The sequence below is a fragment of the Haloferax sp. S1W genome, assembly GCF_044593955.1.
In the GTDB taxonomy this organism is placed as follows: domain Archaea; phylum Halobacteriota; class Halobacteria; order Halobacteriales; family Haloferacaceae; genus Haloferax.
In genome coordinates this window covers 2,021,736-2,043,803 of the sequence record NZ_CP172595.1, presented here as the reverse complement: position 1 = coordinate 2,043,803, position 22,068 = coordinate 2,021,736, and the positions used below count along the sequence as shown (strand labels likewise).

At 62.1% G+C, this 22,068-nt stretch carries 32 protein-coding genes and 3 tRNA genes; 17 read left to right on the top strand and 18 right to left on the bottom strand.

The window, feature by feature from the left end; all coding sequences use genetic code 11:
- Positions 1-35: 35 nt before the first annotated feature.
- Positions 36-398: an Hsp20/alpha crystallin family protein gene (locus ACH9L7_RS10735; RefSeq protein ID WP_396610700.1), complete on the top strand. Its 363-nt coding sequence runs from the start codon at positions 36-38 to the stop codon at positions 396-398.
- Between the two features lie 26 nt (positions 399-424).
- Here ACH9L7_RS10735 and ACH9L7_RS10730 read toward each other — a convergent pair whose 3' ends face one another.
- Both ACH9L7_RS10730 and ACH9L7_RS10725 read right to left on the bottom strand, forming a co-directional pair.
- Positions 425-1,297, bottom strand: coding sequence for a RimK family alpha-L-glutamate ligase (locus tag ACH9L7_RS10730; RefSeq protein WP_396610699.1), 873 nt, complete (start codon positions 1,295-1,297; stop codon positions 425-427).
- A 50-nt stretch (positions 1,298-1,347) separates the two neighbouring features.
- Positions 1,348-1,878, bottom strand: coding sequence for a 50S ribosomal protein L16 (locus ACH9L7_RS10725; protein ID WP_396610698.1), 531 nt, complete (start codon positions 1,876-1,878; stop codon positions 1,348-1,350).
- A gap of 186 nt (positions 1,879-2,064) precedes the next feature.
- On the opposite strand from ACH9L7_RS10725, the gene ACH9L7_RS10720 reads away from it, so the two are divergent.
- The gene (locus ACH9L7_RS10720; RefSeq protein WP_396610697.1) at positions 2,065-2,709 is read left to right on the top strand and encodes a type 1 glutamine amidotransferase; all 645 of its coding nucleotides are present in this window, start codon (positions 2,065-2,067) and stop codon (positions 2,707-2,709) included.
- Here ACH9L7_RS10720 and nucS read toward each other — a convergent pair whose 3' ends face one another.
- Positions 2,710-3,576, bottom strand: coding sequence for an endonuclease NucS (gene nucS, locus ACH9L7_RS10715; RefSeq protein WP_396610696.1), 867 nt, complete (start codon positions 3,574-3,576; stop codon positions 2,710-2,712). It lies immediately after the preceding gene.
- A 107-nt stretch (positions 3,577-3,683) separates the two neighbouring features.
- On the opposite strand from nucS, the gene ACH9L7_RS10710 reads away from it, so the two are divergent.
- The 7 genes from ACH9L7_RS10710 to ACH9L7_RS10680 all read left to right on the top strand — a co-directional run bounded on the left by ACH9L7_RS10710 (position 3,684) and on the right by ACH9L7_RS10680 (position 7,069).
- Positions 3,684-4,139, top strand: a complete 456-nt coding sequence (locus ACH9L7_RS10710) for a pyridoxamine 5'-phosphate oxidase family protein (RefSeq protein WP_396610695.1) — start codon at positions 3,684-3,686, stop codon at positions 4,137-4,139.
- A gap of 70 nt (positions 4,140-4,209) precedes the next feature.
- A complete protein-coding gene (locus ACH9L7_RS10705; protein WP_396610694.1) occupies positions 4,210-5,421 on the top strand; it encodes an MFS transporter in 1,212 nt (403 codons plus the stop codon).
- Between the two features lie 77 nt (positions 5,422-5,498).
- On the top strand, positions 5,499-5,876 hold the full coding sequence (locus ACH9L7_RS10700) for a helix-turn-helix domain-containing protein (RefSeq protein WP_396610693.1): 378 nt from the start codon (positions 5,499-5,501) through the stop codon (positions 5,874-5,876).
- A 5-nt stretch (positions 5,877-5,881) separates the two neighbouring features.
- A complete protein-coding gene (locus ACH9L7_RS10695) occupies positions 5,882-6,088 on the top strand; it encodes a hypothetical protein (protein ID WP_396610692.1) in 207 nt (68 codons plus the stop codon).
- Positions 6,089-6,090: 2 nt separating this feature from the next.
- Complete coding sequence (locus ACH9L7_RS10690; RefSeq protein ID WP_396610691.1) at positions 6,091-6,249, top strand: FmdB family zinc ribbon protein; 159 nt, start codon at positions 6,091-6,093, stop codon at positions 6,247-6,249.
- Between the two features lie 90 nt (positions 6,250-6,339).
- Positions 6,340-6,486 carry a hypothetical protein gene (locus tag ACH9L7_RS10685; protein WP_396610690.1) on the top strand — a complete coding sequence of 49 codons (147 nt, stop codon included), beginning with the start codon at positions 6,340-6,342 and terminating at the stop codon, positions 6,484-6,486.
- A gap of 130 nt (positions 6,487-6,616) precedes the next feature.
- Positions 6,617-7,069 carry a pyridoxamine 5'-phosphate oxidase family protein gene (locus ACH9L7_RS10680; protein WP_396610689.1) on the top strand — a complete coding sequence of 151 codons (453 nt, stop codon included), beginning with the start codon at positions 6,617-6,619 and terminating at the stop codon, positions 7,067-7,069.
- 68 nt (positions 7,070-7,137) lie between these two features.
- Here the strand turns inward: ACH9L7_RS10680 and ACH9L7_RS10675 are convergent, their stop codons facing one another.
- Positions 7,138-7,398, bottom strand: a complete 261-nt coding sequence (locus tag ACH9L7_RS10675; protein WP_396610688.1) for a hypothetical protein — start codon at positions 7,396-7,398, stop codon at positions 7,138-7,140.
- On the opposite strand from ACH9L7_RS10675, the gene ACH9L7_RS10670 reads away from it, so the two are divergent.
- Both ACH9L7_RS10670 and ACH9L7_RS10665 read left to right on the top strand, forming a co-directional pair.
- The gene (locus ACH9L7_RS10670) at positions 7,376-7,897 is read left to right on the top strand and encodes a helix-turn-helix domain-containing protein (protein ID WP_396610687.1); all 522 of its coding nucleotides are present in this window, start codon (positions 7,376-7,378) and stop codon (positions 7,895-7,897) included. The genes ACH9L7_RS10675 and ACH9L7_RS10670 overlap by 23 nt on opposite strands.
- 118 nt (positions 7,898-8,015) lie before the next feature.
- A complete protein-coding gene (locus tag ACH9L7_RS10665; RefSeq protein WP_396610686.1) occupies positions 8,016-8,390 on the top strand; it encodes an ArsR/SmtB family transcription factor in 375 nt (124 codons plus the stop codon).
- A 141-nt stretch (positions 8,391-8,531) separates the two neighbouring features.
- On the opposite strand, the gene ACH9L7_RS10660 is transcribed toward ACH9L7_RS10665, so the two are convergent.
- The 9 genes from ACH9L7_RS10660 to ACH9L7_RS10620 form a co-directional block, all read right to left on the bottom strand.
- Positions 8,532-8,605: transfer RNA gene (locus ACH9L7_RS10660), tRNA-Phe, on the bottom strand.
- Positions 8,606-8,655: 50 nt separating this feature from the next.
- Positions 8,656-9,372, bottom strand: coding sequence for a DUF2270 domain-containing protein (locus tag ACH9L7_RS10655; RefSeq protein WP_396610685.1), 717 nt, complete (start codon positions 9,370-9,372; stop codon positions 8,656-8,658).
- A 180-nt stretch (positions 9,373-9,552) separates the two neighbouring features.
- On the bottom strand, positions 9,553-9,747 hold the full coding sequence (locus tag ACH9L7_RS10650; RefSeq protein WP_396610684.1) for a cold-shock protein: 195 nt from the start codon (positions 9,745-9,747) through the stop codon (positions 9,553-9,555).
- A 158-nt stretch (positions 9,748-9,905) separates the two neighbouring features.
- On the bottom strand, positions 9,906-10,100 hold the full coding sequence (locus ACH9L7_RS10645; RefSeq protein ID WP_007544773.1) for a cold-shock protein: 195 nt from the start codon (positions 10,098-10,100) through the stop codon (positions 9,906-9,908).
- Positions 10,101-10,376: 276 nt separating this feature from the next.
- On the bottom strand, positions 10,377-12,104 hold the full coding sequence (locus ACH9L7_RS10640; RefSeq protein ID WP_396610683.1) for a S8 family serine peptidase: 1,728 nt from the start codon (positions 12,102-12,104) through the stop codon (positions 10,377-10,379).
- A gap of 365 nt (positions 12,105-12,469) precedes the next feature.
- Positions 12,470-12,543, bottom strand: a tRNA-Phe gene (locus ACH9L7_RS10635).
- 61 nt (positions 12,544-12,604) lie between these two features.
- Complete coding sequence (locus tag ACH9L7_RS10630; protein WP_396610682.1) at positions 12,605-13,270, bottom strand: hypothetical protein; 666 nt, start codon at positions 13,268-13,270, stop codon at positions 12,605-12,607.
- A 49-nt stretch (positions 13,271-13,319) separates the two neighbouring features.
- A complete protein-coding gene (locus ACH9L7_RS10625; RefSeq protein ID WP_396610681.1) occupies positions 13,320-13,715 on the bottom strand; it encodes a VanZ family protein in 396 nt (131 codons plus the stop codon).
- Positions 13,716-14,026: 311 nt separating this feature from the next.
- A tRNA-Val gene (locus tag ACH9L7_RS10620) sits at positions 14,027-14,099 on the bottom strand.
- 93 nt (positions 14,100-14,192) lie between these two features.
- Here ACH9L7_RS10620 and ACH9L7_RS10615 point away from each other — a divergent pair.
- The 4 genes from ACH9L7_RS10615 (at position 14,193) to ACH9L7_RS10600 (ending at position 17,805) form a co-directional block, all read left to right on the top strand.
- Positions 14,193-14,690 (top strand): DUF192 domain-containing protein, encoded by a 498-nt coding sequence (locus ACH9L7_RS10615; protein WP_396610680.1) that lies wholly within the window; start codon positions 14,193-14,195, stop codon positions 14,688-14,690.
- Between the two features lie 39 nt (positions 14,691-14,729).
- Positions 14,730-14,999, top strand: a complete 270-nt coding sequence (locus tag ACH9L7_RS10610) for a hypothetical protein (protein ID WP_396613265.1) — start codon at positions 14,730-14,732, stop codon at positions 14,997-14,999.
- 60 nt (positions 15,000-15,059) lie between these two features.
- Positions 15,060-16,997 carry an ABC transporter ATP-binding protein gene (locus ACH9L7_RS10605; protein ID WP_396610679.1) on the top strand — a complete coding sequence of 646 codons (1,938 nt, stop codon included), beginning with the start codon at positions 15,060-15,062 and terminating at the stop codon, positions 16,995-16,997.
- 85 nt (positions 16,998-17,082) lie between these two features.
- Complete coding sequence (locus ACH9L7_RS10600) at positions 17,083-17,805, top strand: creatininase family protein (protein ID WP_396610678.1); 723 nt, start codon at positions 17,083-17,085, stop codon at positions 17,803-17,805.
- 55 nt (positions 17,806-17,860) lie between these two features.
- On the opposite strand, the gene ACH9L7_RS10595 is transcribed toward ACH9L7_RS10600, so the two are convergent.
- From ACH9L7_RS10595 to ACH9L7_RS10585, 3 genes are all read right to left on the bottom strand, one after another.
- A complete protein-coding gene (locus ACH9L7_RS10595; RefSeq protein WP_396610677.1) occupies positions 17,861-18,325 on the bottom strand; it encodes a DUF5790 family protein in 465 nt (154 codons plus the stop codon).
- 89 nt (positions 18,326-18,414) lie between these two features.
- Complete coding sequence (locus ACH9L7_RS10590; RefSeq protein ID WP_396610676.1) at positions 18,415-18,894, bottom strand: NUDIX domain-containing protein; 480 nt, start codon at positions 18,892-18,894, stop codon at positions 18,415-18,417.
- Positions 18,891-19,235, bottom strand: a complete 345-nt coding sequence (locus ACH9L7_RS10585; RefSeq protein ID WP_396610675.1) for a dihydroneopterin aldolase family protein — start codon at positions 19,233-19,235, stop codon at positions 18,891-18,893. Before ACH9L7_RS10585 ends, ACH9L7_RS10590 begins: the two co-directional genes overlap by 4 nt.
- A 99-nt stretch (positions 19,236-19,334) precedes the next feature.
- On the opposite strand from ACH9L7_RS10585, the gene azf reads away from it, so the two are divergent.
- Positions 19,335-20,123: an NAD-dependent glucose-6-phosphate dehydrogenase gene (gene azf, locus ACH9L7_RS10580; protein WP_396610674.1), complete on the top strand. Its 789-nt coding sequence runs from the start codon at positions 19,335-19,337 to the stop codon at positions 20,121-20,123.
- Positions 20,124-20,152: 29 nt separating this feature from the next.
- Here azf and ACH9L7_RS10575 read toward each other — a convergent pair whose 3' ends face one another.
- On the bottom strand, positions 20,153-20,578 hold the full coding sequence (locus ACH9L7_RS10575; RefSeq protein ID WP_396610673.1) for a hypothetical protein: 426 nt from the start codon (positions 20,576-20,578) through the stop codon (positions 20,153-20,155).
- A gap of 133 nt (positions 20,579-20,711) precedes the next feature.
- Here ACH9L7_RS10575 and ACH9L7_RS10570 point away from each other — a divergent pair, with 133 nt between their 5' ends.
- On the top strand, positions 20,712-21,386 hold the full coding sequence (locus tag ACH9L7_RS10570; protein ID WP_396610672.1) for a helix-turn-helix domain-containing protein: 675 nt from the start codon (positions 20,712-20,714) through the stop codon (positions 21,384-21,386).
- A gap of 6 nt (positions 21,387-21,392) precedes the next feature.
- On the opposite strand, the gene ACH9L7_RS10565 is transcribed toward ACH9L7_RS10570, so the two are convergent.
- Positions 21,393-22,010: a DUF309 domain-containing protein gene (locus ACH9L7_RS10565; protein ID WP_396610671.1), complete on the bottom strand. Its 618-nt coding sequence runs from the start codon at positions 22,008-22,010 to the stop codon at positions 21,393-21,395.
- Positions 22,011-22,068: the final 58 nt, after the last annotated feature.

Genomic DNA, 22,068 nt, shown 5'->3' with positions numbered 1-22,068 from the left:
GAAACGTTATAACCCCACATTCCATAGCGGCCCCCATGGTCAGAGACGACCGCGACGACCCGTTCGACAATATCTTCGACGAGATCGAACGGATGATGAACGACATGACGAGAGGCGACGCTGGATTCGCCTCCGAAACCCACATCCACGTGTACGATGAGGGTGACGTGCTACGACTCGTCGCGGACCTCCCGGGCGTCGACAAAGACGCAATCGACCTCAAGTGCGATGGAGAAACGTTGACTATCAGCGCCGCTGGAGACCGCCGCGAGTACGACGAACGCGTCCGTCTGCCAGCACACGTCGACGAACACTCCGCGAAGGCGACGTTCAACAACGGCGTCCTCCAGGTCACGTTCGACCGCGCCGACGACTCCGCCGAAATCGACGTCGAGTAACGCGGCCGCTGCCGCACACGGTCGACTTACGACTTCTTTGCGACTCGATTGACCAGCGCTGCCAGTCTCTCGAAGAAGTCGTCGTCGTACTTCGCCTCGTCGTCGATAGTCGGCCGCGCGTTCGTCTCGGAGACGACGACGCGGCCGTCTGATTCGAGGAGGTCCACGCCGAGGTACCTGATTCCAAGTTCGTCGGCGACCGACTCCGCGAGTCGTCGGTGGCGGTCCGGCAGGTCGACGCCTACGGCCTCGGCCCCGCGGTGGACGTTGTGTTTCCATCGCCCCTCGGCGCGTGCCTCGTCTGGGAGTCGGCGTTCGACTGCACCGACGACCTGTCCGTCGAGAACCATCGCTCGGTAATCGCGGGCGTCCGGAAGCCACTCCTGGACGAGGTACGACTTGTCGCCGGTCGCCCGGTAGTCGTGGACGAGATTCAGATGGTCGACGATGCCGAGCAGCGAGTCGGCGTCGTGCGCTTTCGCGATGCCGACGCCGCGCGTCGTCGAGTTCGGTTTGATGACGACTGGGTAGTCGAGGTCGGCGTCGGAGACGGCTTGGAGGAGGTCTTCACCATCGGTCGGATTCGAGACGTACACGCTCTTCGGGACCGGGAGGTCCGCCCGCGAGAGGCGTGCGATGACACCGGCCTTATTCCGCGACGTGAGTACGTCCTCGCGGGTGTTCACCCATGGAATGTCGTGTCTGGCAGTGACGACTCCGCCTTCTATCGCGCGCGCGGGAAAGACGAACCCAACGTCGAATTCGTCGGTCGGCGGTCGACTGAGGTCGAGCGCGAACCGTGTGGCCCGGAGATGTCCCACCTCGATGCCGCGGGCCGCAAGCGGGTCGCGCATCCGCTCGAACGTCTCGCTGCTGGTCGTCACGGCCAACCGAAGCATACGCTACGAGGAGCAGCGCCGGGTCAAAAAGTGGCTGGTTCGTGGCGAACTTACGCGACGAGCAGTTCTTCGCCGCGCTCGACGACGATGCGGCACGGCGGCGACATCTTGTTGTACGCACGGCGGAAGGCGTCCTTCGCGGTTTCGGCGTCTTCGACGTCGCAGTAGATGGTGAAGACCTTCTCGCCCTTGGGGATGCGAGCGGCGGTACCGACGACCTTACCGAACGACTGGCGCATCCCGTCGGAAACACGGTCTGCACCTGCGCCGGTTGCCTGCTTGTTCTCGCGGATGACGTGGTGCGGGAACTTGCGCAGAATCATCTTGTACTGCTTCTCGCCCGCGTTCTTGAGCATCGTGCGGTTCGCGGACAGACGTGCGGATTCGAGCGAACCGTGACGAATCTGAACGTCCTCGTCGACCTTCAGGCTGATTTCGACGGGGTAGTCCTCGGGGTCCGCCTTCAGGTCGCCCATGTTGTGCTGTGCGATTTTGGAACCGGGAATGCCCGTGATGTACTCGCGTCGCGTGTACGCCGGGTTCTTGATCTCCCGGTACATAGAGGCGGGTTTGTCTGACATAGTTACTTGTGAGGTGTGAGGGTCACACGGGCTAAAAACGCTTCGAAGCATCGTTCGATTGCCTCATCGTGTGATTTCCTCACACGCCGGAATGTCGCCGAAGCGCCTCAATATATCAGATCGACAATGTGTGGTTGGTGGTATCGACGGACAATCTTATCAGAAGTCAAGACTTCGATTCGAACGATGCTCCTCGTCTGCGATACCATGCCGGAAGACGGTCCTGCATACTTCACCGGCGCGCTCACCGAACTGGCCTTCGACGGGCGCGACGGGCGGGTCCACTCGGTCCTCGAGGCGGGATTTCCGGCCCTCTCGAACGTCGACGCCGCCATCGTCACCGGCAGCACCGCGGGCGTCTACGAGGCCGACGACCGGCCGTGGATTGCCGACGCGCGCAGACTCGTTCGCGACCTCGTCGCCCGAGAGATTCCGACGCTAGGCGTCTGTTTCGGCCACCAACTCGTCAACGACGCCCTCGGCGGCACGGTCGAAGCGGGCGACCAACAGCGCGGTCTCGTCGATGTCGACCTCGGCGACGACCCCCTGTTCGACGGCATCTCCAACCGCATTCCGCTGGTCCACGGCGATTACGTGGTCGAACCCGGCGACGGTATGGAGACGATTGCCTCGGCGGAGTACTACGACCACCTCGCAACTCGCCACGAGTCGCTTCCGGTGTGGACCGTCCAGTACCACCCCGAGTTCACTGAGTCGCTTCTCGACCGCATCGTGGCCGACTTCGGGTGGCCAGACGACGAGCACGACTTCTCGGCCGTGAACGCAGCGCGAACCGTCGATAACTTCGCGATGCTTGCCGACCTGAACTGATTAGTTGCCGTTGGCTTCGGTGTCCACGCTCTGTGTCTTGTCGCCGTCGGTCTCGGACTCCGCGCTCTGTGTCTTGTCGCCGCCGATTTCGACCTCCGCCGCGTCCTTGTCACTCTCTATTTCTTCCTCCATCTCCTCCGGCCGCTCGCCTGTCTCGGGGTCGAGCGCGACGAACTCCAAACCTTCTCGGTCGAGCAGGTCTGCGGCCCGGTCGGTGACAGACGGCGCGACGAGAACTCCACGAATCGATTCGTCGTCGCCGAATTCGCGGCGAAACGCGTCCACGTACCGGCGGAGTTGGCTCGCGGCCGCGGGGCCGACCCGCCTACGCTTCAACTCCACGACGACCGGGTTGCCGTCGGCGTCTTCGCCGAAGATGTCGACCGGCCCGGCGTCGCTGCGGCGCTCGGTTTCGAGGGGTTCGAATCCCGGTTCGAGGATGGCCGGGTCCGAGAGGATGTGCTGTCTGAGGTCTTCTTCGCTGCCAGTGAGTTCGAGGTCGCTTCGGTCGTCGACGGCGTAGGTAGAACACTGGTTGACGCGCTCGAAGTACACGTCGAGGCGCTCGTCGGGGTTCGAGCGCGTGCTTCGGACGCGGAGTCGGCCGTCGCGGACGCTCGCCGTGTGCTCGCACCCCGGTGGTTGCCAGTTGACGGGCGTCCGTTTCTCGTCGGTGTGGACGAGGATGGAGCCGTCCGGTTTCAGAATCACCAGTCGGTCGCCCGGTCCGAGTTCGCTCGTCGCGCGGCCGTCGTAGTCAACCGTACAGCGACCGAACACCGTTATCATCTCCTCCCGCTCGAATGCCTCTTCGAGGTGGACGAGTGCATCACGGTGTGTCGGCCGGTGAAGTGTGTTCACCGTCATCCAGATGTCGTCACGCGGTTCGTCGGCGTGGGGGATAAGCCCCCCGTCGTCGGCCGCGAGGGTGGTCGCGTTGCTACGTTTATGCCCTTTCCGTGCGTATATCTGACATGCCCCCCGACTTTCCAGAAAGCAATCGCGTCGAGATGACTGACTCGGAGATTGACCGATTGCTCCGCGACCACGGCGTCGGCGTCCTCTCGTTTGCCGACGACGGCGTCGCCTACGGGATTCCCATCTCGTTCGGATACGACAGCGAGCGCGAGCGACTCTACTTCGTCTTCCTCCGACCGGGAGAGACATCGAAGAAGTCCGAGTTCGCCGAGAAGACTGCCCGCGCGAGTTTCACCGTCTGGGAAGCCCCGTCGCGATACGAGTGGCGGAGCGTCGTCGTCGACGGCGAGTTGCACCCTCTCGCGGACGACGAGTGGGAGCGCGTCACCGACATCCTCGAAGACAACGCGTGGTTCCCGAGTCTCTTTTCGGAGACGTCACCCATGCAGGACCTGCTCGGTTGGGAACTCCGAATCGACCACCGGTCCGGTCTCCAGCGACGACAACCGTGATGTGGTCGTCTGCGCGGGGCAGTCGCACTGCCGCGACTCTGCTTTTACTTCGTCGCTCATCGTGACACCTGTGAATCGGTCTCAATGGTACGCCCTGACCGTCGTCGCCACGGGCGAGTTGTTCGCGATGTCGCTGTGGTTTAGCGCCAGCGCCGTCGCCCCGCAACTGGCGGTCAAGTGGGGCCTCACGCTCAGTCAGGCCGCATGGCTGACGACGGCTGTCCAACTCGGCTTCGTCGTCGGCGCGCTCGCGTCCGCAGCGCTCACGCTCTCTGATATCGTCCCGCCGCGGTATCTTCTCGCCGGGTCGACGCTGGTCGGCGCTGCCGCGACAGTCGCACTCGGAACCGTCGTCGAGTCGCCAGTCGTGGCGCTCGCACTGCGGTTTCTCACAGGTGTCGCGCTCGCGGGGGTCTACCCACCTGGGATGAAACTCGTCGCGGGGTGGTTCCGCGAGAGCAGAGGGCTCGCAATCGGGACGCTCATCGGCGCGCTCACTGTTGGCTCCGCCCTCCCGCACTTACTCCGCGCCGTCGGCGGTATCGACCGCCCGCGACTCGTTCTCCTCAGTGCAGCGGCGCTCGCAACCGTTGGCGGTCTTCTCGTCCTCCGCGTCCGACCCGGGCCGTACCAGTCACCCGCGGCCCCGTTCGACCCCGCCGCGGTCCAGCGCATCCTCCGCGACCCACCGACGCTCCTTGCCAACACGGGCTACTTCGGGCACATGTGGGAACTCTACGCCGTCTGGACGTGGCTTCCGCTGTTTCTCACGCTCGCGTTCGACGCCTCTCCGCACCCGCTTGCGACCCCCGAGGCGGCGGCCCTCACAGCGTTCGGGGCAATTGCCATCGGCGGCGTTGGCGCACTCGTAGCCGGCCGCGCCGCCGACATCTGGGGTCGAACCACTGTCACGGCCGTGAGTATGGTCGTAAGCGGCCTCGCTAGCCTCCTCGCGGGCCTCGTCTTCGGTGCCTCGCCCCTCGTCGTCGTCCCCTTCGTCCTCGGGTGGGGGTTCGCTATCGTCGCCGACTCGGCGCAGTTCTCCGCCGCCGTCTCGGAACTCGCAGACCCGAGTTATCTCGGAACCGCGCTCACGCTCCAGACGGCCTTCGGGTTCCTCCTGACCGTCGTCTCGATTCAACTCACGCCCGTCGTCGCCGATATCGTTGGCTGGCAGTGGGCGTTCGCGCCCCTTGCACTCGGTCCCGCTGTCGGGACGTTCGCCATGTTACGCCTGCGTGGCCATCCCGGTGCGGCGAAGTTGGCTGGCGGTCGAGGCTGACCCGGATACCCCACTACTTAAACCACCCCGGATAGCGCGGGACTGGATACCTCCCGAAGTACGCCGTCAATAGAAGTATGAACTCGTCGTCTCTATCCATCTTCGGTGGTGTTGGCTCGCACAACTCGCACGCAGACCCGGACGTCGTCCTGTCTGCGCTCAGCGACGACGATAGCCGCCGTATCCTCGCCGCCTGCGACGAACAGGCACTGACCGCACAGGAGTGCGCCGACACGTGTGACGTTCCGCTCTCGACGGTCTACCGGAAGCTCAACACCCTTGCCGAGGCGTCGCTCCTCGAAGAGGGGCGTCGGATTCAGGCGGCGACGCACCACCCGCGGGAGTACTCGACGAACTTCGACACGCTCTCGCTCTCGCTTGCGTCCGGCAGCAACGTGGCGGTCGAATTCCGACAGGTTGCGACCGACGGTGGGTCTCCCACCGGGGAGCGCTGAGCGCGATGGCCGTCCACAACGTTCCCGATGACTCGATGGGCGACGTATTCGTCTCCATCACCGGGGAGACGACGCTCACCGAACACCAGCATACGGAGCGAAACTCGGATTGTGAAATCCGTGCGGACGATGTCGAGATGATGCTGGACATCTCCTCGACAGTCCGAGAGACCGGATTAGAAGACGCGCTCGCGACGCCGGAGGTCGACTGACAATGGCTGATTCGAGACGAGAATACGAGTTCGTGTGCACAGAGTGTGGACAGCGGTTCGAAGTAAACGCCAGTATGCGGGACGCACTGCTCGAACGTGGCTGTCCAGTTTGCACCGCAACGGTCGCGACGGACGCATTCACAGGTGCGACGCCGTCGTAAGACGAGACTGTCGCGGCGTTCGACGGTCCTTTCCGTCGCCGGAGAAACAGCAGGCTACATATACTACGCCTTACCGTACTACAAACCACCATGACCGACAGCGCGGACTACACCTTCGAGTGCCCGGAGTGTGGCGAGTCCATGGTGGTCAACGCCTCCATGCGGGACGCGCTCCTCGACCACGGGTGTGTCATCTGCGGGTCGACTGTCTCCCAGCAATCATTCTCCACCGCCTGAGCGGTCGGCTTCTCTTCTCGCTGCTCTCTGTCGGCTATTCCTGTTGGAGACGTTTCACGAACGCGCTGTGTCGTCGCGGACGCAAGGATAACAGTGATTACTTGTCACGCCAGTCCCAGGGGTATAGCACATGTCCTTGGACCAGCAGACTGAACTCTCGTCTGACGCTATCGACGAGCTTTTGGCCCGGCACGAGACCGGTGTGCTGACGCTCGCCAGGAGCAATGAGCCGTATGCGATTCCTATCTCCTATGGGTACGACCCCGAATCGAAACGATTCTACCTCCGTCTCGTCTCGACGCCCGAAAGCGAGAAACGCCAGTTCCTGACTTCGTCGCCGCGCGCCCGCCTCGTCATCTACGAGGAAGAGGGCCGGACCTACCGCAGTGTCATCTCCGAAGGGACGCTTAACCAGGTCGACCCCGATGAGATGAGCGTCGAACACATCGTCCAGTACGGGAACGCGAAGCGGCCGCTGTTCGAAATCTGGGGTGAAACAAAGCGTGACCTCGATATCCAGCTCTTCGAACTCGACTCGGAGACGCTGAGCGGCCGCGAGGTCGTCGTCGAAGGCGACGAATGACGCCCGCCCGCGGGCCGGTTTGCCAGCTATCTGCCCGCGACTCAGTTCCTCGCCGCCCCGCTCGCGACTCAGTTCGTCAGCCATCTCCCCACGACGATGCGACCGTTCGTGCCGACGTAATCACCCGACAGGACCCGCACACTGAAGTACGTCGACTGCCGACTCGGGCCTAGTGCGATGCCTGCAGGGATACGTGCGACCGTCGAGTTCAACTCGCCCTCTATCTGCCCGATTACGACAGTTGCGCACGCGACTGACTCGACAGTACACTCGGTTTCGACGAGTGTTGCACCGACTCCTGACGCGGTGAGCGTCTCAGAATTCGTCATCGACTCCGAGGACATTCCCGACGACATCCCCGCTGAATCCGTCTTCTCCTACGGCAACACACACGTCTACCGAATCGAACACGACGGGAGTGCCAACTGCCCCTGTGAGTGTCTCGGCGAGTTCGGCTGTCCAATCGACCGCTACTTCACCACCCGCGGCACGCTGACGCTCGTCTTTCACGCGCGCGATTACGACCAACTCCAGGCCGTCATCGGCGAACTCCGCGAGCGATTCCCCGATGTCGACATCAAGCGCCTCGTCCGCTCTCCGACGGGCGACGCGGCCGCAGACAACGTCTTCGTCGACCGCGGCAAACTCACGGACCGCCAGTTGCAGGTGCTTCAGACCGCCTACGAGATGGGCTACTTCGAGCGCCCCCGCCGCGCCAACGCCACCGAGGTGGCCGAGGAACTCGACATCAACCAATCGACGTTCGCCGAGCACCTCGTCGCCGCCCAATCCAAACTACTCGAAGATATTCTCGAAGAAGGTTCCTGACATGGCACGCTCCCGCCGCCGGATGGGAGATTGACCCCGCCCCCAGAGACGGGGGTATATAAACCACCCCTGCTATCGGGGATGGCCGTTGGTCCCAGTTTAGCGAGTTCATTGGAGTATGAGTCAGGCAACGCTTCCACCGTCTGTTCGTTCGCACACTCGCGGTTCTGCTTCCGAATCTCTCGTCGACGACCGGGAGACTATCGACGTGCTCTTCGAGACACTCGAAGACCCCGATTGCCGTCGCATTCTCGACGTGACTGAGGAGAACCCGATGTCGGCGAGCGAACTTGCCGATGCGTGTGACCTGCCGCTTTCGACGACCTACCGGAAACTCGACCGTCTCACCGAATCCGACCTCGTCTCGAAGCAACTCCGTATCTGCCGGTCGGGGAAGCACACCGCCGAATACGAACGCGCCATCGACGACGTGACCGTCTCTGTCTCCCCGTCTGGGCTGGAAGTTCGGCTTTCATTTTTGGACAGCGAATGAGTGGGTCGGCGGTTGTGAGAGACAATTCGTCGGCTGTTTAGTAGGGTCGGTTGTTTTCTATCGTTGCCATCTTCCGTTTTCGGCAGATGCCACTTCTTCGGTCTCTCGCTTCGCTCGTTCGTGTTATCGCCCGCAGAAGTATGCCGCCTCCCCGATTTGAACGGGGGACAGCTCGATCTTCAGTCGAGTGCTCTCCCAGTCTGAGCTAAGGCGGCGCACTTCGGAAGAAGAGCAGGGACGAAAAAACGATTTCGAATTCGATGTCCTACGTGTCGGTTGGTTCCCACCCGGTCACGTCGCTCGGAATCAACTCCCCGTTGACGTGCCAGTCACGCGGCCGCAACGCCACAACACCGAGTGTCGCGTAGAACCCGGCGACCAGCGCGACGACGATGTTACCGGGGATACCCCCGACGCTGGCGCTCGCGACGAGACCTGCTTGGTCGGCGTACGCGGTCAGTTGAATAACCCACGCGACGAGCATCACCAGAAACAGCGGAAGGTACACCCGGCGGAGTCGATGGGCGAGCGCCTCCTCGAACGGGATTTTCAAATTGGGCGTGCGATAGTCCTCGCCGAGTTTCTGCCGCCAGTCGTCGTCGATGACACCGCCCTCCGGGTCCAACGCGTACGCGAAGACGTTCTGTTGGAACATCCGCACTCGTGACCGCCAGATGTCATACGCGCGGAAGCGACGCGCCTCGATACTGAGGAAGATACTCAGCGTCACGACGCCGAGCAGGATGATGTAGTGCGGGTGGCTCTGTGCGGAAAACGACCACGTGAGGATACCGGCCATCAGCGTAATCGCCCAGTTGCTCGTTCGGTCTAACCGCTCGCGCCAGGACTTCATCCGGTGAATTTCGCCCCGATACAGGTGCGCGAATGACGACCCCGGCCCCATCGACTCCTCGAACACATCCGCGCCGATGTGTGAGTCGGGCGGGTGTGCTGCGGGTGGTGACTCCCCCTCGTCGGACATTGTTGTTCGTTTTATGCACAACTGCCAGAGCGTATGAGCCTTCTGTCTTTGTGCTCTCGTGTCGGTCTCGGGTGGGTTGCTGTGAACTTCCGCTCGTCGGGAGCGCGAGCGTTGCCACTCCGGGAGCGTAGAAAAAGACTCAAATCTCGGTACTACTGCCGGTGCGAGAAACTCTGCGACTTAGAGTCGCTTGAGGTTCTTCGCGCGCGGGCCTTTCGGGGCGTCTTCGATTTCGAATTCGACTTCTTGGCCTTCTTCGAGGTCGGGGCCGCCAATGTCTTCCATGTGGAAGAACACGTCGTCGTCCGCATCATCTGTAGAGATGAAACCGTAGCCGCCAGTGTCGTTGAAGAAATCAACCTTACCTTTCGCCATTGCCTTTGTATGAGGGTACCACGGACGGTTAATCTTTCCGCCTATTGACGTTCGTGCCGTGAGTGTTGCGGCTACGTGCGAGTGCAGCGGCTCAAGCGTGTGAAAAACCGAAGAAAGTTCGTTCGTCTGTGAAAGTACCGCGGTGAACTGAAACCTGCTTAGAGGCGGGTGACGTTCTTCGCGCGGGGACCCTTGGGGGCCTGTTCGATGTCGAATTCGATTTCCTGTCCCTCTTCGAGGTCCGGGCCGCCAACATCTTCCATGTGGAAGAAAACGTCGTCGTCCGCGTCGTCAGTAGAGATGAAACCGTAACCGCCAGTGTCGTTGAAGAAGTCAACCTTACCTTTCGCCATTGCCTTTGGATACCCGCACGTCGCACGGATAAGTCTTGTGAAGTTGTGGACGAACGCAGACTATAGCGATGCTGTAATTCTCGTTCTGGAATCTAAAAACAGGTAAAGAAAACACATGTCTGTTATGGGGTGCTTCAAGAGACGTCTTCGACTGTGTTCTCTTGTTCTTCTTTTCTTTCCGAACTTCTGGCATCTCGTCACCGACTGTCCACTCCCTGAACGCAATCGACGAAGACGCGGAACGCCTGTTCCGCGCACCGTCCAGTGTCGCCCTTCTCAGGCAACCACGCTCTTTGTCTCCTCGTCGGTTCCGGCGGCGTTCGAAGCCTCAATCCGGGCGGTGTACTCTTTCGGGGAGGCGAACTTCTCTTGATAGGACTGACTGCCTTCGGCCGAGACACTCCACGATTCTAGCGGCGATTCACCTGATTCGATAGTTCCCTCGTACAACTCCAGCGTTACCGTGTCTGGACTTCCGGAGACCTGCCACGACATATCCACCTCTGCGTGCGGGTTGTTCGGACTGCCAGACGTCACTTCGAACGAGGTAATCGTGGGTGCCGTGCTGGTTGCGGCGTCAGTCGTCACTGTGATGGTGTTACTCGGGCTGGATTCGTTCCCCGCAGCGTCGGTAGCCGTAACGTAGAAGTCGTAGGACGTTTCCGCGCTTAGGTCGGTCACTGTCTCGGACGTCTCAGTCGTCGTCCCCCACGCCGTGCTATCCACGTAGACGGTGTAGTAGTCCACACCGGAGCCGTCGTCCGATGATGCGTCCCACGACAGGTCAACTGTGGTATCTGTGTGTCCGGGTGACGACAGGTTCGAGGGTGCCGTCGGAGCGGTCGTATCAGTCGACCCGTCGTCGTCCGAACCTCCAACGGCGGCCTCGACATCGAGAAGTCCGTATCCGTAGTGGATATCACGGCCGCTCGCTCCCAGGTCCTCTGCGGAGCTTTGTAGGGTCGACCGTGCATCGGTATTCGAAAGCCCGGTACTCATTAACAGACCACCAGCACCCGAGACGTGCGGACACGCCATCGACGTTCCGGACAGCGTCTCGTAGCCGCCACTTTTGTACGTCGAATAGATGCTGACACCCGGCGCGGCGAGTTCGATTTCGTCGCCGTAGTTCGACCAACTCGGAATCGAGTCGTCGTCGGCCGTGGCGCTCACCGCGACAACAGACGAGTACGCTGCTGGGGCGGTGTTTTCAACGTCTTCGCCGTCGTTTCCAGCGGCGGCGACCAACAGCACGCCCTCGCCGTACGCGTAGTCACAGGCGTCTTTGATGGTACTCGAAAGCCCGCCACCAAGGCTCAAACTTCCCACGTCCCAGCCTTGGTTTGCGACGTATTCGATGCCCGCAGCAACGTCGGAGTACGACCCGCTTCCACTGTTGTCGAGTACCTTCACGGCGTGGAGCGTCGGTTTCGTGGCGACGCCGACGACGCCGCTTCCGTTGTCGACTGCGCCGGCGATTCCTGCACAGTGCGTCCCGTGACCGTTTCCGTCGTCCCAGTCTTTCGGGTCGGTGCTAGAACTATCGCTCCACGGCGGTCCGACGGTAAACGAGACCCCCGATCCGAGATTCTCCGACAGGTCCGGGTGGTCGTTGTCGATACCAGTGTCGATGATAGCGACGTGCGCACCCTCGCCCGTCGTGGTGGTGTGGACCTTCTCTGCGTCGACGCGGTCGACACCCCACGCAACTTCCGAGTCGGATGAGTCGATATCCTCGGTCCCGCCGATAGCGTGGACGATACCGTCGGGTTCGATGTATCGAACGTCAGGTCGCTTCGAGAGACCGCGGAGCGCAGACTTCGAAAACCGCCCGGCGACCGCCTTCCCGATATCCCCGAAGTCGAGGACGCGTGAGACCGACGCTGCGTGTTTTCGTGCTCGTTGCAGTCCCGCGTTCGAGTCAACCCCGACGATGTACCGTCCCGGGTCTGCGCTTGCGACGCCCGTTCCAATGCCGCCGAGTGCAATGCTAGCACCTGACATCCGAAGTAGCTGCCGACGGCTAAGTGGGTAGTGGTGAGCCATGAGTGTGAAGTGATACTAACGGATCAGATAGTCCGTCAGCACTTTCAGTAAATATAGACGGTTCAATGGACGATAAAGCTATTTTCAGGCAATACAGACATTCTCTAATTCATGAATGTTGTGAGAAAGTGGTGTGAATTTTGCTCTTGAAAAGTTGTCAAACTTAGGACTAATTGATGTTTGGTTCCGGTTGAGATGTGGCCCCCGGATTTGAACCTCGGTCGCTCACTGCGTTCGCTCCCTGATTCAAATCCGCTCGGGTCACATATTCGCGGGCGACAGCTCACTCGCTTCGCTCGTTCGTGTTGTCGCCCGCAGAAGTATGCCGCCTCCCGGATTTGAACCGGGGACAGCTCGATCTTCAGTCGAGTGCTCTCCCAGTCTGAGCTAAGGCGGCTCGCATTCTTCCGAAGCCGGAGCCAGTCAAAAAGACTTTCGAATCGACCGTCGGCGTCGGGTCAGCGATACCGGCCGTCCATCGTGGCCGAACGCTCCCGCTCGACGCGGGTACGGATGCTCTTCAGCATCTTCCGCTCCATGAGGAACTGTATCGGCTCGACGAAAAACCGGTCGACCAGTCGCTCGCGAAGCGACCCGGAGCGCCCGCGGAATCGGATGACCAGCCTCGTCGCACCGGGTGCGGCCTCGTGCAGCGCGAAGGTCCACGTCGCCGCGCTCTCGCCGGTCTCCCACCCCGGTGCGCTCAAGACGAGGCTCTTTCCGGGGTCGACGACTGCAACACGGAACGATTGCGCCGCCGACCGGAACGGACCGAGACGAATCTCGTCGCCCACGTCGAGGTGCTGGTGTTCCGTGCGGATGCTGTCTGTGCTGTCGAGATGCACTCCGAAGAGGTTCTCTAGTCGTTCGTAACTGTAGAACCCACTGCGGTCCTGACCCATCTGTACCAGCCACGGCCAGACCGCCCGCGCTGGTGCGGCGATGGTTATCGCGCGCGTCGATTGCCAGTCCGCGTCCTCGACGAAGTCGTCGCCCGGAAGCGACCCCGTCGCTTCTTCGTCGGTCGTTCCCCAGTGTCTGTGCCACGGCCGCAATGCGAAGTAACTTCCCGCGAGGGTCGCCCCCGCGATACCGAGTGCCCGTGAAAGTCGTTTGCTGCCCATTGTGCCTCTGCTGGCCCCACGTTGGAGAGTGGGTATGATAATGTTACCCCTAACCGCCACGGTCGATGCTCCTCACGACCGCCCACAGCAGTCCACCGAGTGTTGCTCCGAGTGCATTAGCGAGCATATCTGCCACGGCGAACGTCCGATACGACAAGACACCATGAAAGAGTTCGATTCCCATGCCGTAGACGGTGGCGATGACGACGGCGACGAGGAGAGTCGAGACCGCACGCGCCCGGAGCGCAAAGGCGACGCCAAATCCTAACCCTGCGTAGGCCCCGGCGTGAAGCCACTTATCGACGCCGACGAGTCCGAGTGGTCCCTGTGAGGCGAGGCCGGTTCCGCTTGGCTGTATAACCGAGGCGACGAGGATGGCTATTGCGTAGGTGTAGACGGCGACGACCGAGTATGGGTGTTCTCGGGCGCGGGCAGTGATGGTCACTGGGTAGGTGTGGTTTCGGTATCAGATAAAAGGGTTCGTGTTGGTGAGGTCGGGTTGCTTGGGTGGAGTCGAACCACGCCGACTTCACTCGGCTTCGCCTCGCTCGTCGTCAGGTTCGACACCTTGTCGCCCACTCAGACTCCTCGCTATGCTCGCGACTCCGCCGTTCGCTACGCTCGTCGTGTAGTATCGTCAGAAATGGGCTCGGGCGGAGTCGAACCCCGGTCGCAACTCTCCGAGTTGCTCCCCGGTTCAATCCGCCCTCGCGGAACAGATTTGTGACTCACCGTTCGGTTCGTCACAAAATCTGATGGGCTCGGGCGGAGTCGAACCACCGATTTCTTCCTTGTAAGGGAAGCGTCATAACCACTAGACCACGAGCCCTGCATCTGCAAGAAATCCGCTCGCGCTCATAACGGTTGTTGTTTCGACCGGACCGCGGAACCCTTAGACATACGGCGCGCTACCATCCCACTAATGACCTCCCGGACGCGAACTGTCATCTTCCTCGCTGCCGTCCTCGTCGCCGCCGGAAGCGTCGTCTACCTCACGAACCCGGCTATCATCCCCGGGTCAACCTCCGACTACGACCGAACCACGCTCACCATCGTCGACGACGAGACGGGCGACACACTCGCCCGCGTCGACGCCCGTGTGGCAGACACCCACGCAAAGCGCTACACCGGGCTGAGCGACACCGAATCCCTCGAAGCGGGCGAAGGCATGTGGTTCGTCCACGACTCGTCGGACACCCACGCCTACGTCATGCGCGACATGGACTTCCCGCTGGACATCATCTTCGTCGCGGAAAACGGCACCATCACGACCATCCATCACGCCGAACTCGACCCCGAGGGCACAAGCGAGTCGGACCTCACCCGCTATCGCGGGACGGGCAAGTACGTCCTCGAAGTCCCCTACGGCTACACCGACGAGATGGACATCGAGGAAGGCGACCGGGTCGTCCTCGACTGAAAGCGAAACGCCCGAGAGGACGGGGTGATTGTCTCCGATATGGGCGAACACGTCGATGCACTGGCGGAACTCGAAGGCTGGCGCGCCGAGGATTTCGCGGCGCGCGTCCACTACCGCGGCGCTGACGACGCCTACAGCATCGAATACTACGAACCGTCGAACTGCGTCCTCTACTGGAAGGTGAAAGGAAACGGCGAAGTGGCGGTTCCCGTCGGGAGAGAGACCGTTCCCGACCCGCTCCGCAAACGCGTGCGACAGGACCTTCACGAGGCGGGCGTGGACCCCGAAACCGAAGCCCGCCAGTTGTAGAACCGGCGCGGCGCGCCCCCACCCGAGTCCTTTACTGTCGTCGTCCCCTGCAAATCTGGCATGCCCTCTGATTCGGACGACGGCCCCTTCGAGGACCAGCGCGAGCGGGTCGACAACCCGATGCGACGGCTCTTCGCCGAGTATGGGCGCGAGAATTTCTCGCAGTTCGTCCTCGGCGTCATCGCCAGCGTCGCCGCTCGCGTCTTGGACCTCCTTCCACCGGTCGTCCTCGGTCTCGCCATCGACGCCATCATCCGACAGGAGAAGTCCTTTGCGGCGGCGTTCCCCGTCATCCCCGAAGCGTGGCTCGCACCACTCGTTCCCGCCGCCAGAGACGGCCAGTTCTTCTTCGCCGTCGGTATCATCGTCTTCAGTTTCGTCGGCGGGGCCGCGTTCCACTGGCTTCGCAACTGGGGGTGGAACTCCTTCGCCCAGAACATCCAGCACGCCGTCCGCACCGACACCTACGACCAGATGCAGCGACTCAACATGGACTTCTTCGCCGACAAGCAGACCGGCGAGATGATGTCCATCCTCTCGAACGACGTGAACCGACTCGAACGGTTCCTCAACGACGGGATGAACTCCTTTTTCCGCCTGTCGGTGATGGTCCTCGCAATCGCCGTCGTCCTCGTCTCGTACAACTGGCAACTCGCGCTCGTCGCGCTGGTTCCGGTTCCACTTATCGCCCTCTTCACGTGGAAGTTCGTCCAAATCATCCAGCCGAAGTACGCCGACGTTCGCTCTTCGGTCGGGACTCTCAACTCCCGCCTCGAAAACAACCTCGGCGGCATTCAGGTCATCAAGACGTTCAACGCCGAGTCTCACGAATCCGACCGCGTCGATGGTGTCTCGATGGACTACTTCGACGCCAACTGGGGCGCTATCAACACCCGTATCAAGTTCTTCCCCGCGCTCCGCATCCTCGCCGGTATCGGCTTCACGCTCACTTTCGTGGTCGGTGGGCTCTGGGTCATCAACGGCGAGGGTCCCGGCCCATTCACCGGCGACCTTGCCGTCGGTGAGTTTGTCACGTTCATCCTCCTTACGCAGCAGTTCGTCTGGCCGCTCGCCCAGTTCGGGCAAATCATCAACATGTATCAGCGCGCCCACGCCTCCAGCGAGCGCATCTTCGGCTTGATGGACGAACCCGCTCGCCTCGCCGAGAAGGAAAATGCCCCTGCACTCACGGTCACCGACGGCCGCGTCGAGTACGATAGCGTCACCTTCGGCTACGACGACGGCGAGACAATCGTTGAGGACATCTCCTTCGACGTTGACGGTGGCGAGACGCTGGCGCTCGTCGGTCCGACGGGTGCAGGGAAATCGACCATCCTGAAGCTCCTGATGCGGATGTACGATACAGATGAAGGTGCCGTCAGAATCGACGGGCAGGACGTTCGCGACGTGACGCTCACCAGTCTCCGCCAGCGTATCGCCTACGTCAGTCAAGAGACGTTCCTGTTCTACGGGACAGTCCGCGAGAACATCGCGTACGGAACCTTCGACGCCGACGAGGAGGACATCGTCGCGGCCGCGAAAGCCGCCGAGGCCCACGAGTTCATCTCGAATCTCCCGGACGGCTACGACACGAAGGTCGGAGAGCGCGGGGTGAAACTCTCGGGCGGCCAGCGCCAGCGCGTCTCTATCGCCCGTGCCATTCTCAAAGACCCCGACATCCTCGTCCTCGACGAGGCGACTTCGGACGTGGACACCGAGACGGAGATGCTCATCCAGCGCTCGCTCGACAGACTCACCGAAGACCGGACGACGTTCAGCATCGCCCATCGACTCTCGACTATCAAAGACGCAGAGACCATCGTCGTCCTCGAAGACGGCCGTATCGTCGAACGCGGCACCCACGACGACCTGCTGGCTGACGACGGTCTCTACGCCCACCTCTGGGGCGTTCAGGCGGGCGAAATCGACCAACTTCCGGACGAGTTCGTCGAGCGCGCTGCCCGCCGACAGGCCGAAGTCGACGCTAGCGACGACTGAACGGGCGTCTCGTAGAACCCTCGGGTTGGCAGAAGCGCCCACCGAAAGGACCTATCACTAAGGCCGCACCCCGCCTTCTCCCGGCATGCGACTCTCCGAGGCCACCTGGACCGAGGTCGCCGACCTCGATACCGACCTCGCGGTCCTCCCAGTCGGAAGCACAGAACAGCACGGCCCGCACGCACCGCTCGGCACGGACTTTCTCAACGCCGAATCAATCGCCGACGCAGGGGCGGAGGTCTTCGACGATGACGTACTCGTCGCCCCGACGATTCCGGTCGGCGTCGCCGAGGAACACCGCGCCTTCGATGGGACGCTCTGGGTCTCGCCAGACACCTTCCGCGCGTACGTCCGCGAGACCATCGAATCACTCGCCCACCATGGCTTCGACCGCGTCGTCGTCGTCAACGGTCACGGCGGCAACATCGAAGCCCTCGCGGAATGTTGTCGTCGCCTCTCTCGAACCGGGGACGCCTACGCCGTTTCGTTCACCTGGTTCAACGCCGTCGGCGAGCACTCGTCGGATATGGGACACGGCGGCCCGCTCGAAACGGCGCTGCTCCGGCATACGCACCCGGAACTGGTCCGTGAGGACCGCATCGACGAGGCCCGCGACGGTGCGGCCGACCGCTGGGGTGAGTGGGTCGCGGGCGTCAACCTCGCCCACGACTCCGACGAGTTCACCGAAAACGGCGTCGTCGGCGACCCTGCAGGCGGTGACGCCGAACGCGGGGGCGAACTGGCGTCGCTCGCGGCCGACGCGCTCGCGAGGCTTTTGACGGCAGTAAAAGAGAAATCACTCGACTGAAGCGAGACACGAGGTGTAGCCCGACACCCGGGTGTTCGCCTTATTCTTCCTCCTTTTACTCTTCTTCTTCTTCCTCTTCCTCTTCCTCTTCCTCTTCTTCTTCCTCGCTTTCGTCGTCCGCCGCTGCTGCCTCGGCGGCCTCGGTGAGAGCACCGCGGAGTTGCGGCATCGTGTTGGTGAGTTCGCCCACGAGTTCGTGTGCTTCCTCGACCATCTCGAGGAGTTCCTGCAGTTCCTCGATGGCTTCTTCGAGGTCCTCCGGGTCGTCGAACGCCTCGGCGCGCTGTCCGATGACGAACCACTTCTTGGCCTGTCGGACGTGCTCTGCGGCACCGTCCACGTCCAGTGACGAGCGGAGGCCGTTGAGGACGCCCAGAATGTTGTCCGCTTCGGCCTCCCACACGTCGTCCGCATCGGGCAGTGCCGCGCGGGCCTCGTCGAGATGTTCCTCGACGTCGGCACGCATCTCCGCTGCTGCCTCTCCGAACAGGTCGTCGTCGCCGAGCGTGCTTTGACTCATGCCAGCACATTCGGCACGTGGGGGTTTAAAAACGACCCCGAAAGTGAAAGTGAAATCGAGTGACTCGGTCCCAGTAGCGCCCGATTTGCTCAGCGAATGTCTCCCAGATATCGAGCATCCCGAGTTCCCGACTCCAATCGACCCTGAAGCGGGTCGGTGAGTTCACGTGGGAAGAACCAGCATTCGGAGAGTTCAGCGGGCGAAAGCCACGCGACGCCTGCTTGCATGGCATCTTCCACCGTCGGCTTCGACGGGCTGTCGTCGACGAGTTCGCACCAAAAGAAGTGGTCGACGCGGTGGTCGGCGTCCGTGTCTCCACCCTCATCCTCGTCTCCCTCCGTGCCGTGGTTCGACGGGATGAAGTCCCGAACGAACGCGAGTGACTCCACCGAAACCTCGTATCCGGTCTCTTCGCGGACTTCACGCCGAACGGTCTCTGCGAGTGTCTCTCCCGGTTGTTGTCCGCCGCCGGGTGTCAAGTACCACACGTCGTCGCCGGAGCGGTACTGGACGGTCAGCAGTTTCCCCTCGTCGACGACGATTCCACGAGCGGCGATTCGCGGGGTCATTCCTCGACCGACACGAGTTTCATCAGCGGGTAGCCGTCTTCCATCTCCATCTTCGTGCGGACGGTCACGTCCTCGTACTCGATTCGCATCTCGACGCGCATCAGCGACCCCGTGAGTTCGGTGTAGTCGGCCGCCGAGTCGGCGAGTGTGGCTTCGAGGGCATCGTCGAGGATGTTCACGGAGACCGACTCACAGTGGGGTTGGTTCTCGATGGATTCCTCCATCGCGCGTTCGAGGCTCCGAGCGCTGTCCGGAGAGACGGGCGTCCCGGCAAACTGGTGATAGAGCGAACCGAACTTGATGCCCGCTTCGAAACAGGCGGACTGCGGGTCGGTGACCATGTCTGGGAATCCGTCGCTCGCCTCTAAAGTTCGCCGGTCGGGCCGCTCGCGGGCGAGAACCGGTCCTTACTTAGTCCCGCTTGTCGGACGTAGACTCGAATGGACAAGCCGGTTTTGCTGACGGGGGCTGGCGGGCGCGTCGGCCAGGCGATACTGGGGCACATCGGCGACGCCTACGACTGGCGATTGCTGGACCGCGAGCCGCTGTCTGACGAGAAGATTCCAGAGTCCGTCGACCAGACGAACGTCTACGTCGCGGACATCACCGACGAGACTGCCATCCGAAACGCCATCGAGGGCGTCGGTGTCGTCATCCACCTCGCCGGTGACCCGCGTCCCGAGGCACCGTGGGACAGTGTCCTTCGGAACAACATCGACGGCACGCAGAACATGTACGAGGCGGCTATCGACGCGGGCGTCGAGAAGTTCGTCTTCGCCTCGTCGAACCACGCTGTCGGCGCCTACGAGACGGACGATCGGACTCCGGATATGTACCGACCCCACCACGAGTTCAGGCTCGACGGGACCGAACTCCCCCGCCCGAGCAACCTCTACGGTGTGAGCAAAGCGACTGGTGAGACGCTCGGCCGATACTATCACGACCACCACGACATCTCCGTCGTGAACGTTCGTATCGGCAACCTCACACAACACCATCCGCCGAAGGAGTACGAACGCGGGCAGGCGATGTGGCTTTCCTACCGCGACTGTGCGACGCTGTTTGCGTGCTGCATCGACACCGACTACGACTTCGAAATCGTCTACGGTATCTCTGACAACGACCGCAAGTACTACTCCATCGAGCGCGCCCGTGAAGTGCTCGGCTACGACCCGCAGGACAACTCCGCGGAGTTCACGTTCGAGGGCGAACCGCTGGACGAAGCCTAATTTTTGGCAATACGGTTCGGACGCCGCCCTCAGGAGGCGCGCGTCTCGGTTCGGGGACGCTTCGGCGTCGCCCGGTTCCAGACCCAGTAGCTGTACACCACGAGCACCAGCGCGAGCAGTGAGTCAACGACTTCGATAGCCAGCAGTAGCGGCGGCATCGAATCCGGCGATGTCGGGAAGATGCCAGCCAAATCGAGGACGTACACGGCGATGTACAGCACGCCCGCGACGATTGCGGCGAGCAGTGCGTCGGTAGTCCCCGTCCAGAGACGATAGGCAGTGGCGAAGCTCCCCAGACCCAACAGGATAAGAAAGGCGTTGAATCCCCAGTAGACGGCAGGAGAGAGGTGCGCGAACGACCGCGTCTCGATTGGCCCCCACGGGGCGAGTGAGACGAGCAAGAGCGTGACGAGGGTCAACAGGAGTGCGATTCGTCGGGAGGCGGTTGCTGCCATATCTAATACTTCGCCCTGAACGAATTGAGACTGACCCCGAGCATACGAGGTGATTTTATAACGCGTTCACGTACGTCCAACGACGGCCACCTTCGGTGGTAACGAGCAGACCATCCTCGGTGGCGAGGAGACGATGAGATACACAACGCTGACGCTCGGATGGGACGACACCGAACTGCACCCGCTGACCGCCGCGTTCACCGGCGACGAGGGAATCACTATCGAGTCGCTCCATTACGTGAACTCGGTCGGCGACGACGGCTACGCTGAACTGAGTCACCTCCGGGGCGACCTCGACGCCGCCAGAGACATTCTCGAAACGATTTCCGAAGTGCGCGCGTTCGATATCTCGGCAGACGGCATCGCGTACATCCACTACGAATCGTCGCCACTCATGGACAGACTGCTGGCGGTCATCTTCGACCACGCTGTCGTTCTCACGTGGCCGGTTTCGTTCCACCGAACCAACGGGAACCTCGCTGCGCAACTCACGCTGCTCGGCACCGAGGACGCACTGAGTCAGGCTATCGCGACGATTCCCGCCGAAATCGATGTCTCGCTCGTTCGGACGGGACAGTACCGAGCGTCCGTCCACGACCCGCTTTCGGCCTTGACCGACCGCCAACGAGAGGTTCTCGACACCGCGGTACGGGCTGGCTACTACGAAGTGCCCCGAGAGGCGACGCATCGAGATATCGCCGCCGAACTCTCGGTGGCACCGGGAACCGTGAGCGAGCATCTGCAACGAATCGAGTCCAACCTCGTATCGTCGCTGGTCGAGCGGCGGGGCCGCGACGGCCAGCGTTAGGCGTACTCAGTCGAAGAGGCCTTCCACGTCGCCTTCGCGTCGCCGTTTTCGGCGGACGTGTTCTTCCATCCGCTGGTAGACCAGTCCTCGTTGCTCCTCGTTTTGGACGAAATCGAACACCTGCGCAGTGTACTGCGTTTGTGTCCCGTCGTCGAGTTCCTCGCGAGCGTACGAAATCGCGTCTTCGACGACTGCCTCGTCGAACCCGTCCACCTCTTCGGCGAGTGTCTCGGCGGCGACGACGATGGCGTCGAAGTCGAGGTCGTCGTAGGTTACGATGTCCCCCCCGTGACGGAGCGCCAGCGGACCATCCCGGACGGTTGCCTCGGGGTCGCGTTCGAGTTTCGAGAGATACGACCGAACCTCGCCGAGATTCACGCCGCGGTAGTCGTCTGCTAACCCGTCGAGATAGCCCTGTGCGGTCTCGGCCAACCCGGTCGCTCCGGAGCGGTTCTCGTCTCGGGCGTGGTGAACGGCCGCTGTGAATTGGATGAGTCCGTGGAGGAATCGCTCGTCGGCGCTCCCGTCCGGGAGGGCGAGCCACTTCGATTCCCACGCGCCGTGGGCCGCCCGAAACGACCCGGCGTTGTAGATGGCGATACCGGCGCGAAGCGAATCGTCCATGCGCGCCGTTCGTCGCGGACGAGTAAAGATTCCGCGGGAAAAGGACCGCCCCGAAATT

Bases quoted from the DNA above. Each gene is read 5' to 3' on its own strand.
- ACH9L7_RS10695 (WP_396610692.1), top strand. From the start codon at position 5,882: ATGGCCGTCCACAACGTTCCCGATGACTCGATGGGCGACGTATTCGTC.
- ACH9L7_RS10630 (WP_396610682.1), bottom strand. From the start codon at position 13,270: ATGGGCAGCAAACGACTTTCACGGGCACTCGGTATCGCGGGGGCGACC.
- ACH9L7_RS10565 (WP_396610671.1), bottom strand. From the start codon at position 22,010: ATGGACGATTCGCTTCGCGCCGGTATCGCCATCTACAACGCCGGGTCG.
- ACH9L7_RS10650 (WP_396610684.1), bottom strand. From the start codon at position 9,747: ATGGCGAAAGGTAAGGTTGATTTCTTCAACGACACTGGCGGCTACGGT.
- ACH9L7_RS10655 (WP_396610685.1), bottom strand. From the start codon at position 9,372: ATGTCCGACGAGGGGGAGTCACCACCCGCAGCACACCCGCCCGACTCA.
- ACH9L7_RS10600 (WP_396610678.1), top strand. From the start codon at position 17,083: ATGCGACTCTCCGAGGCCACCTGGACCGAGGTCGCCGACCTCGATACC.
- ACH9L7_RS10575 (WP_396610673.1), bottom strand. From the start codon at position 20,578: ATGGCAGCAACCGCCTCCCGACGAATCGCACTCCTGTTGACCCTCGTC.
- ACH9L7_RS10735 (WP_396610700.1), top strand. From the start codon at position 36: ATGGTCAGAGACGACCGCGACGACCCGTTCGACAATATCTTCGACGAG.
- ACH9L7_RS10590 (WP_396610676.1), bottom strand. From the start codon at position 18,894: ATGACCCCGCGAATCGCCGCTCGTGGAATCGTCGTCGACGAGGGGAAA.
- ACH9L7_RS10595 (WP_396610677.1), bottom strand. From the start codon at position 18,325: ATGAGTCAAAGCACGCTCGGCGACGACGACCTGTTCGGAGAGGCAGCA.
- ACH9L7_RS10610 (WP_396613265.1), top strand. From the start codon at position 14,730: ATGGGCGAACACGTCGATGCACTGGCGGAACTCGAAGGCTGGCGCGCC.
- ACH9L7_RS10680 (WP_396610689.1), top strand. From the start codon at position 6,617: ATGTCCTTGGACCAGCAGACTGAACTCTCGTCTGACGCTATCGACGAG.
- ACH9L7_RS10615 (WP_396610680.1), top strand. From the start codon at position 14,193: ATGACCTCCCGGACGCGAACTGTCATCTTCCTCGCTGCCGTCCTCGTC.
- ACH9L7_RS10685 (WP_396610690.1), top strand. From the start codon at position 6,340: ATGACCGACAGCGCGGACTACACCTTCGAGTGCCCGGAGTGTGGCGAG.
- ACH9L7_RS10690 (WP_396610691.1), top strand. From the start codon at position 6,091: ATGGCTGATTCGAGACGAGAATACGAGTTCGTGTGCACAGAGTGTGGA.
- ACH9L7_RS10665 (WP_396610686.1), top strand. From the start codon at position 8,016: ATGAGTCAGGCAACGCTTCCACCGTCTGTTCGTTCGCACACTCGCGGT.
- ACH9L7_RS10570 (WP_396610672.1), top strand. From the start codon at position 20,712: ATGAGATACACAACGCTGACGCTCGGATGGGACGACACCGAACTGCAC.
- ACH9L7_RS10645 (WP_007544773.1), bottom strand. From the start codon at position 10,100: ATGGCGAAAGGTAAGGTTGACTTCTTCAACGACACTGGCGGTTACGGT.
- nucS (WP_396610696.1), bottom strand. From the start codon at position 3,576: ATGACGGTGAACACACTTCACCGGCCGACACACCGTGATGCACTCGTC.
- ACH9L7_RS10675 (WP_396610688.1), bottom strand. From the start codon at position 7,398: ATGACGAATTCTGAGACGCTCACCGCGTCAGGAGTCGGTGCAACACTC.
- ACH9L7_RS10710 (WP_396610695.1), top strand. From the start codon at position 3,684: ATGCCCCCCGACTTTCCAGAAAGCAATCGCGTCGAGATGACTGACTCG.
- ACH9L7_RS10640 (WP_396610683.1), bottom strand. From the start codon at position 12,104: ATGTCAGGTGCTAGCATTGCACTCGGCGGCATTGGAACGGGCGTCGCA.
- ACH9L7_RS10585 (WP_396610675.1), bottom strand. From the start codon at position 19,235: ATGGTCACCGACCCGCAGTCCGCCTGTTTCGAAGCGGGCATCAAGTTC.
- ACH9L7_RS10605 (WP_396610679.1), top strand. From the start codon at position 15,060: ATGCCCTCTGATTCGGACGACGGCCCCTTCGAGGACCAGCGCGAGCGG.
- ACH9L7_RS10700 (WP_396610693.1), top strand. From the start codon at position 5,499: ATGAACTCGTCGTCTCTATCCATCTTCGGTGGTGTTGGCTCGCACAAC.
- ACH9L7_RS10720 (WP_396610697.1), top strand. From the start codon at position 2,065: ATGCTCCTCGTCTGCGATACCATGCCGGAAGACGGTCCTGCATACTTC.
- ACH9L7_RS10725 (WP_396610698.1), bottom strand. From the start codon at position 1,878: ATGTCAGACAAACCCGCCTCTATGTACCGGGAGATCAAGAACCCGGCG.
- ACH9L7_RS10730 (WP_396610699.1), bottom strand. From the start codon at position 1,297: ATGCTTCGGTTGGCCGTGACGACCAGCAGCGAGACGTTCGAGCGGATG.
- azf (WP_396610674.1), top strand. From the start codon at position 19,335: ATGGACAAGCCGGTTTTGCTGACGGGGGCTGGCGGGCGCGTCGGCCAG.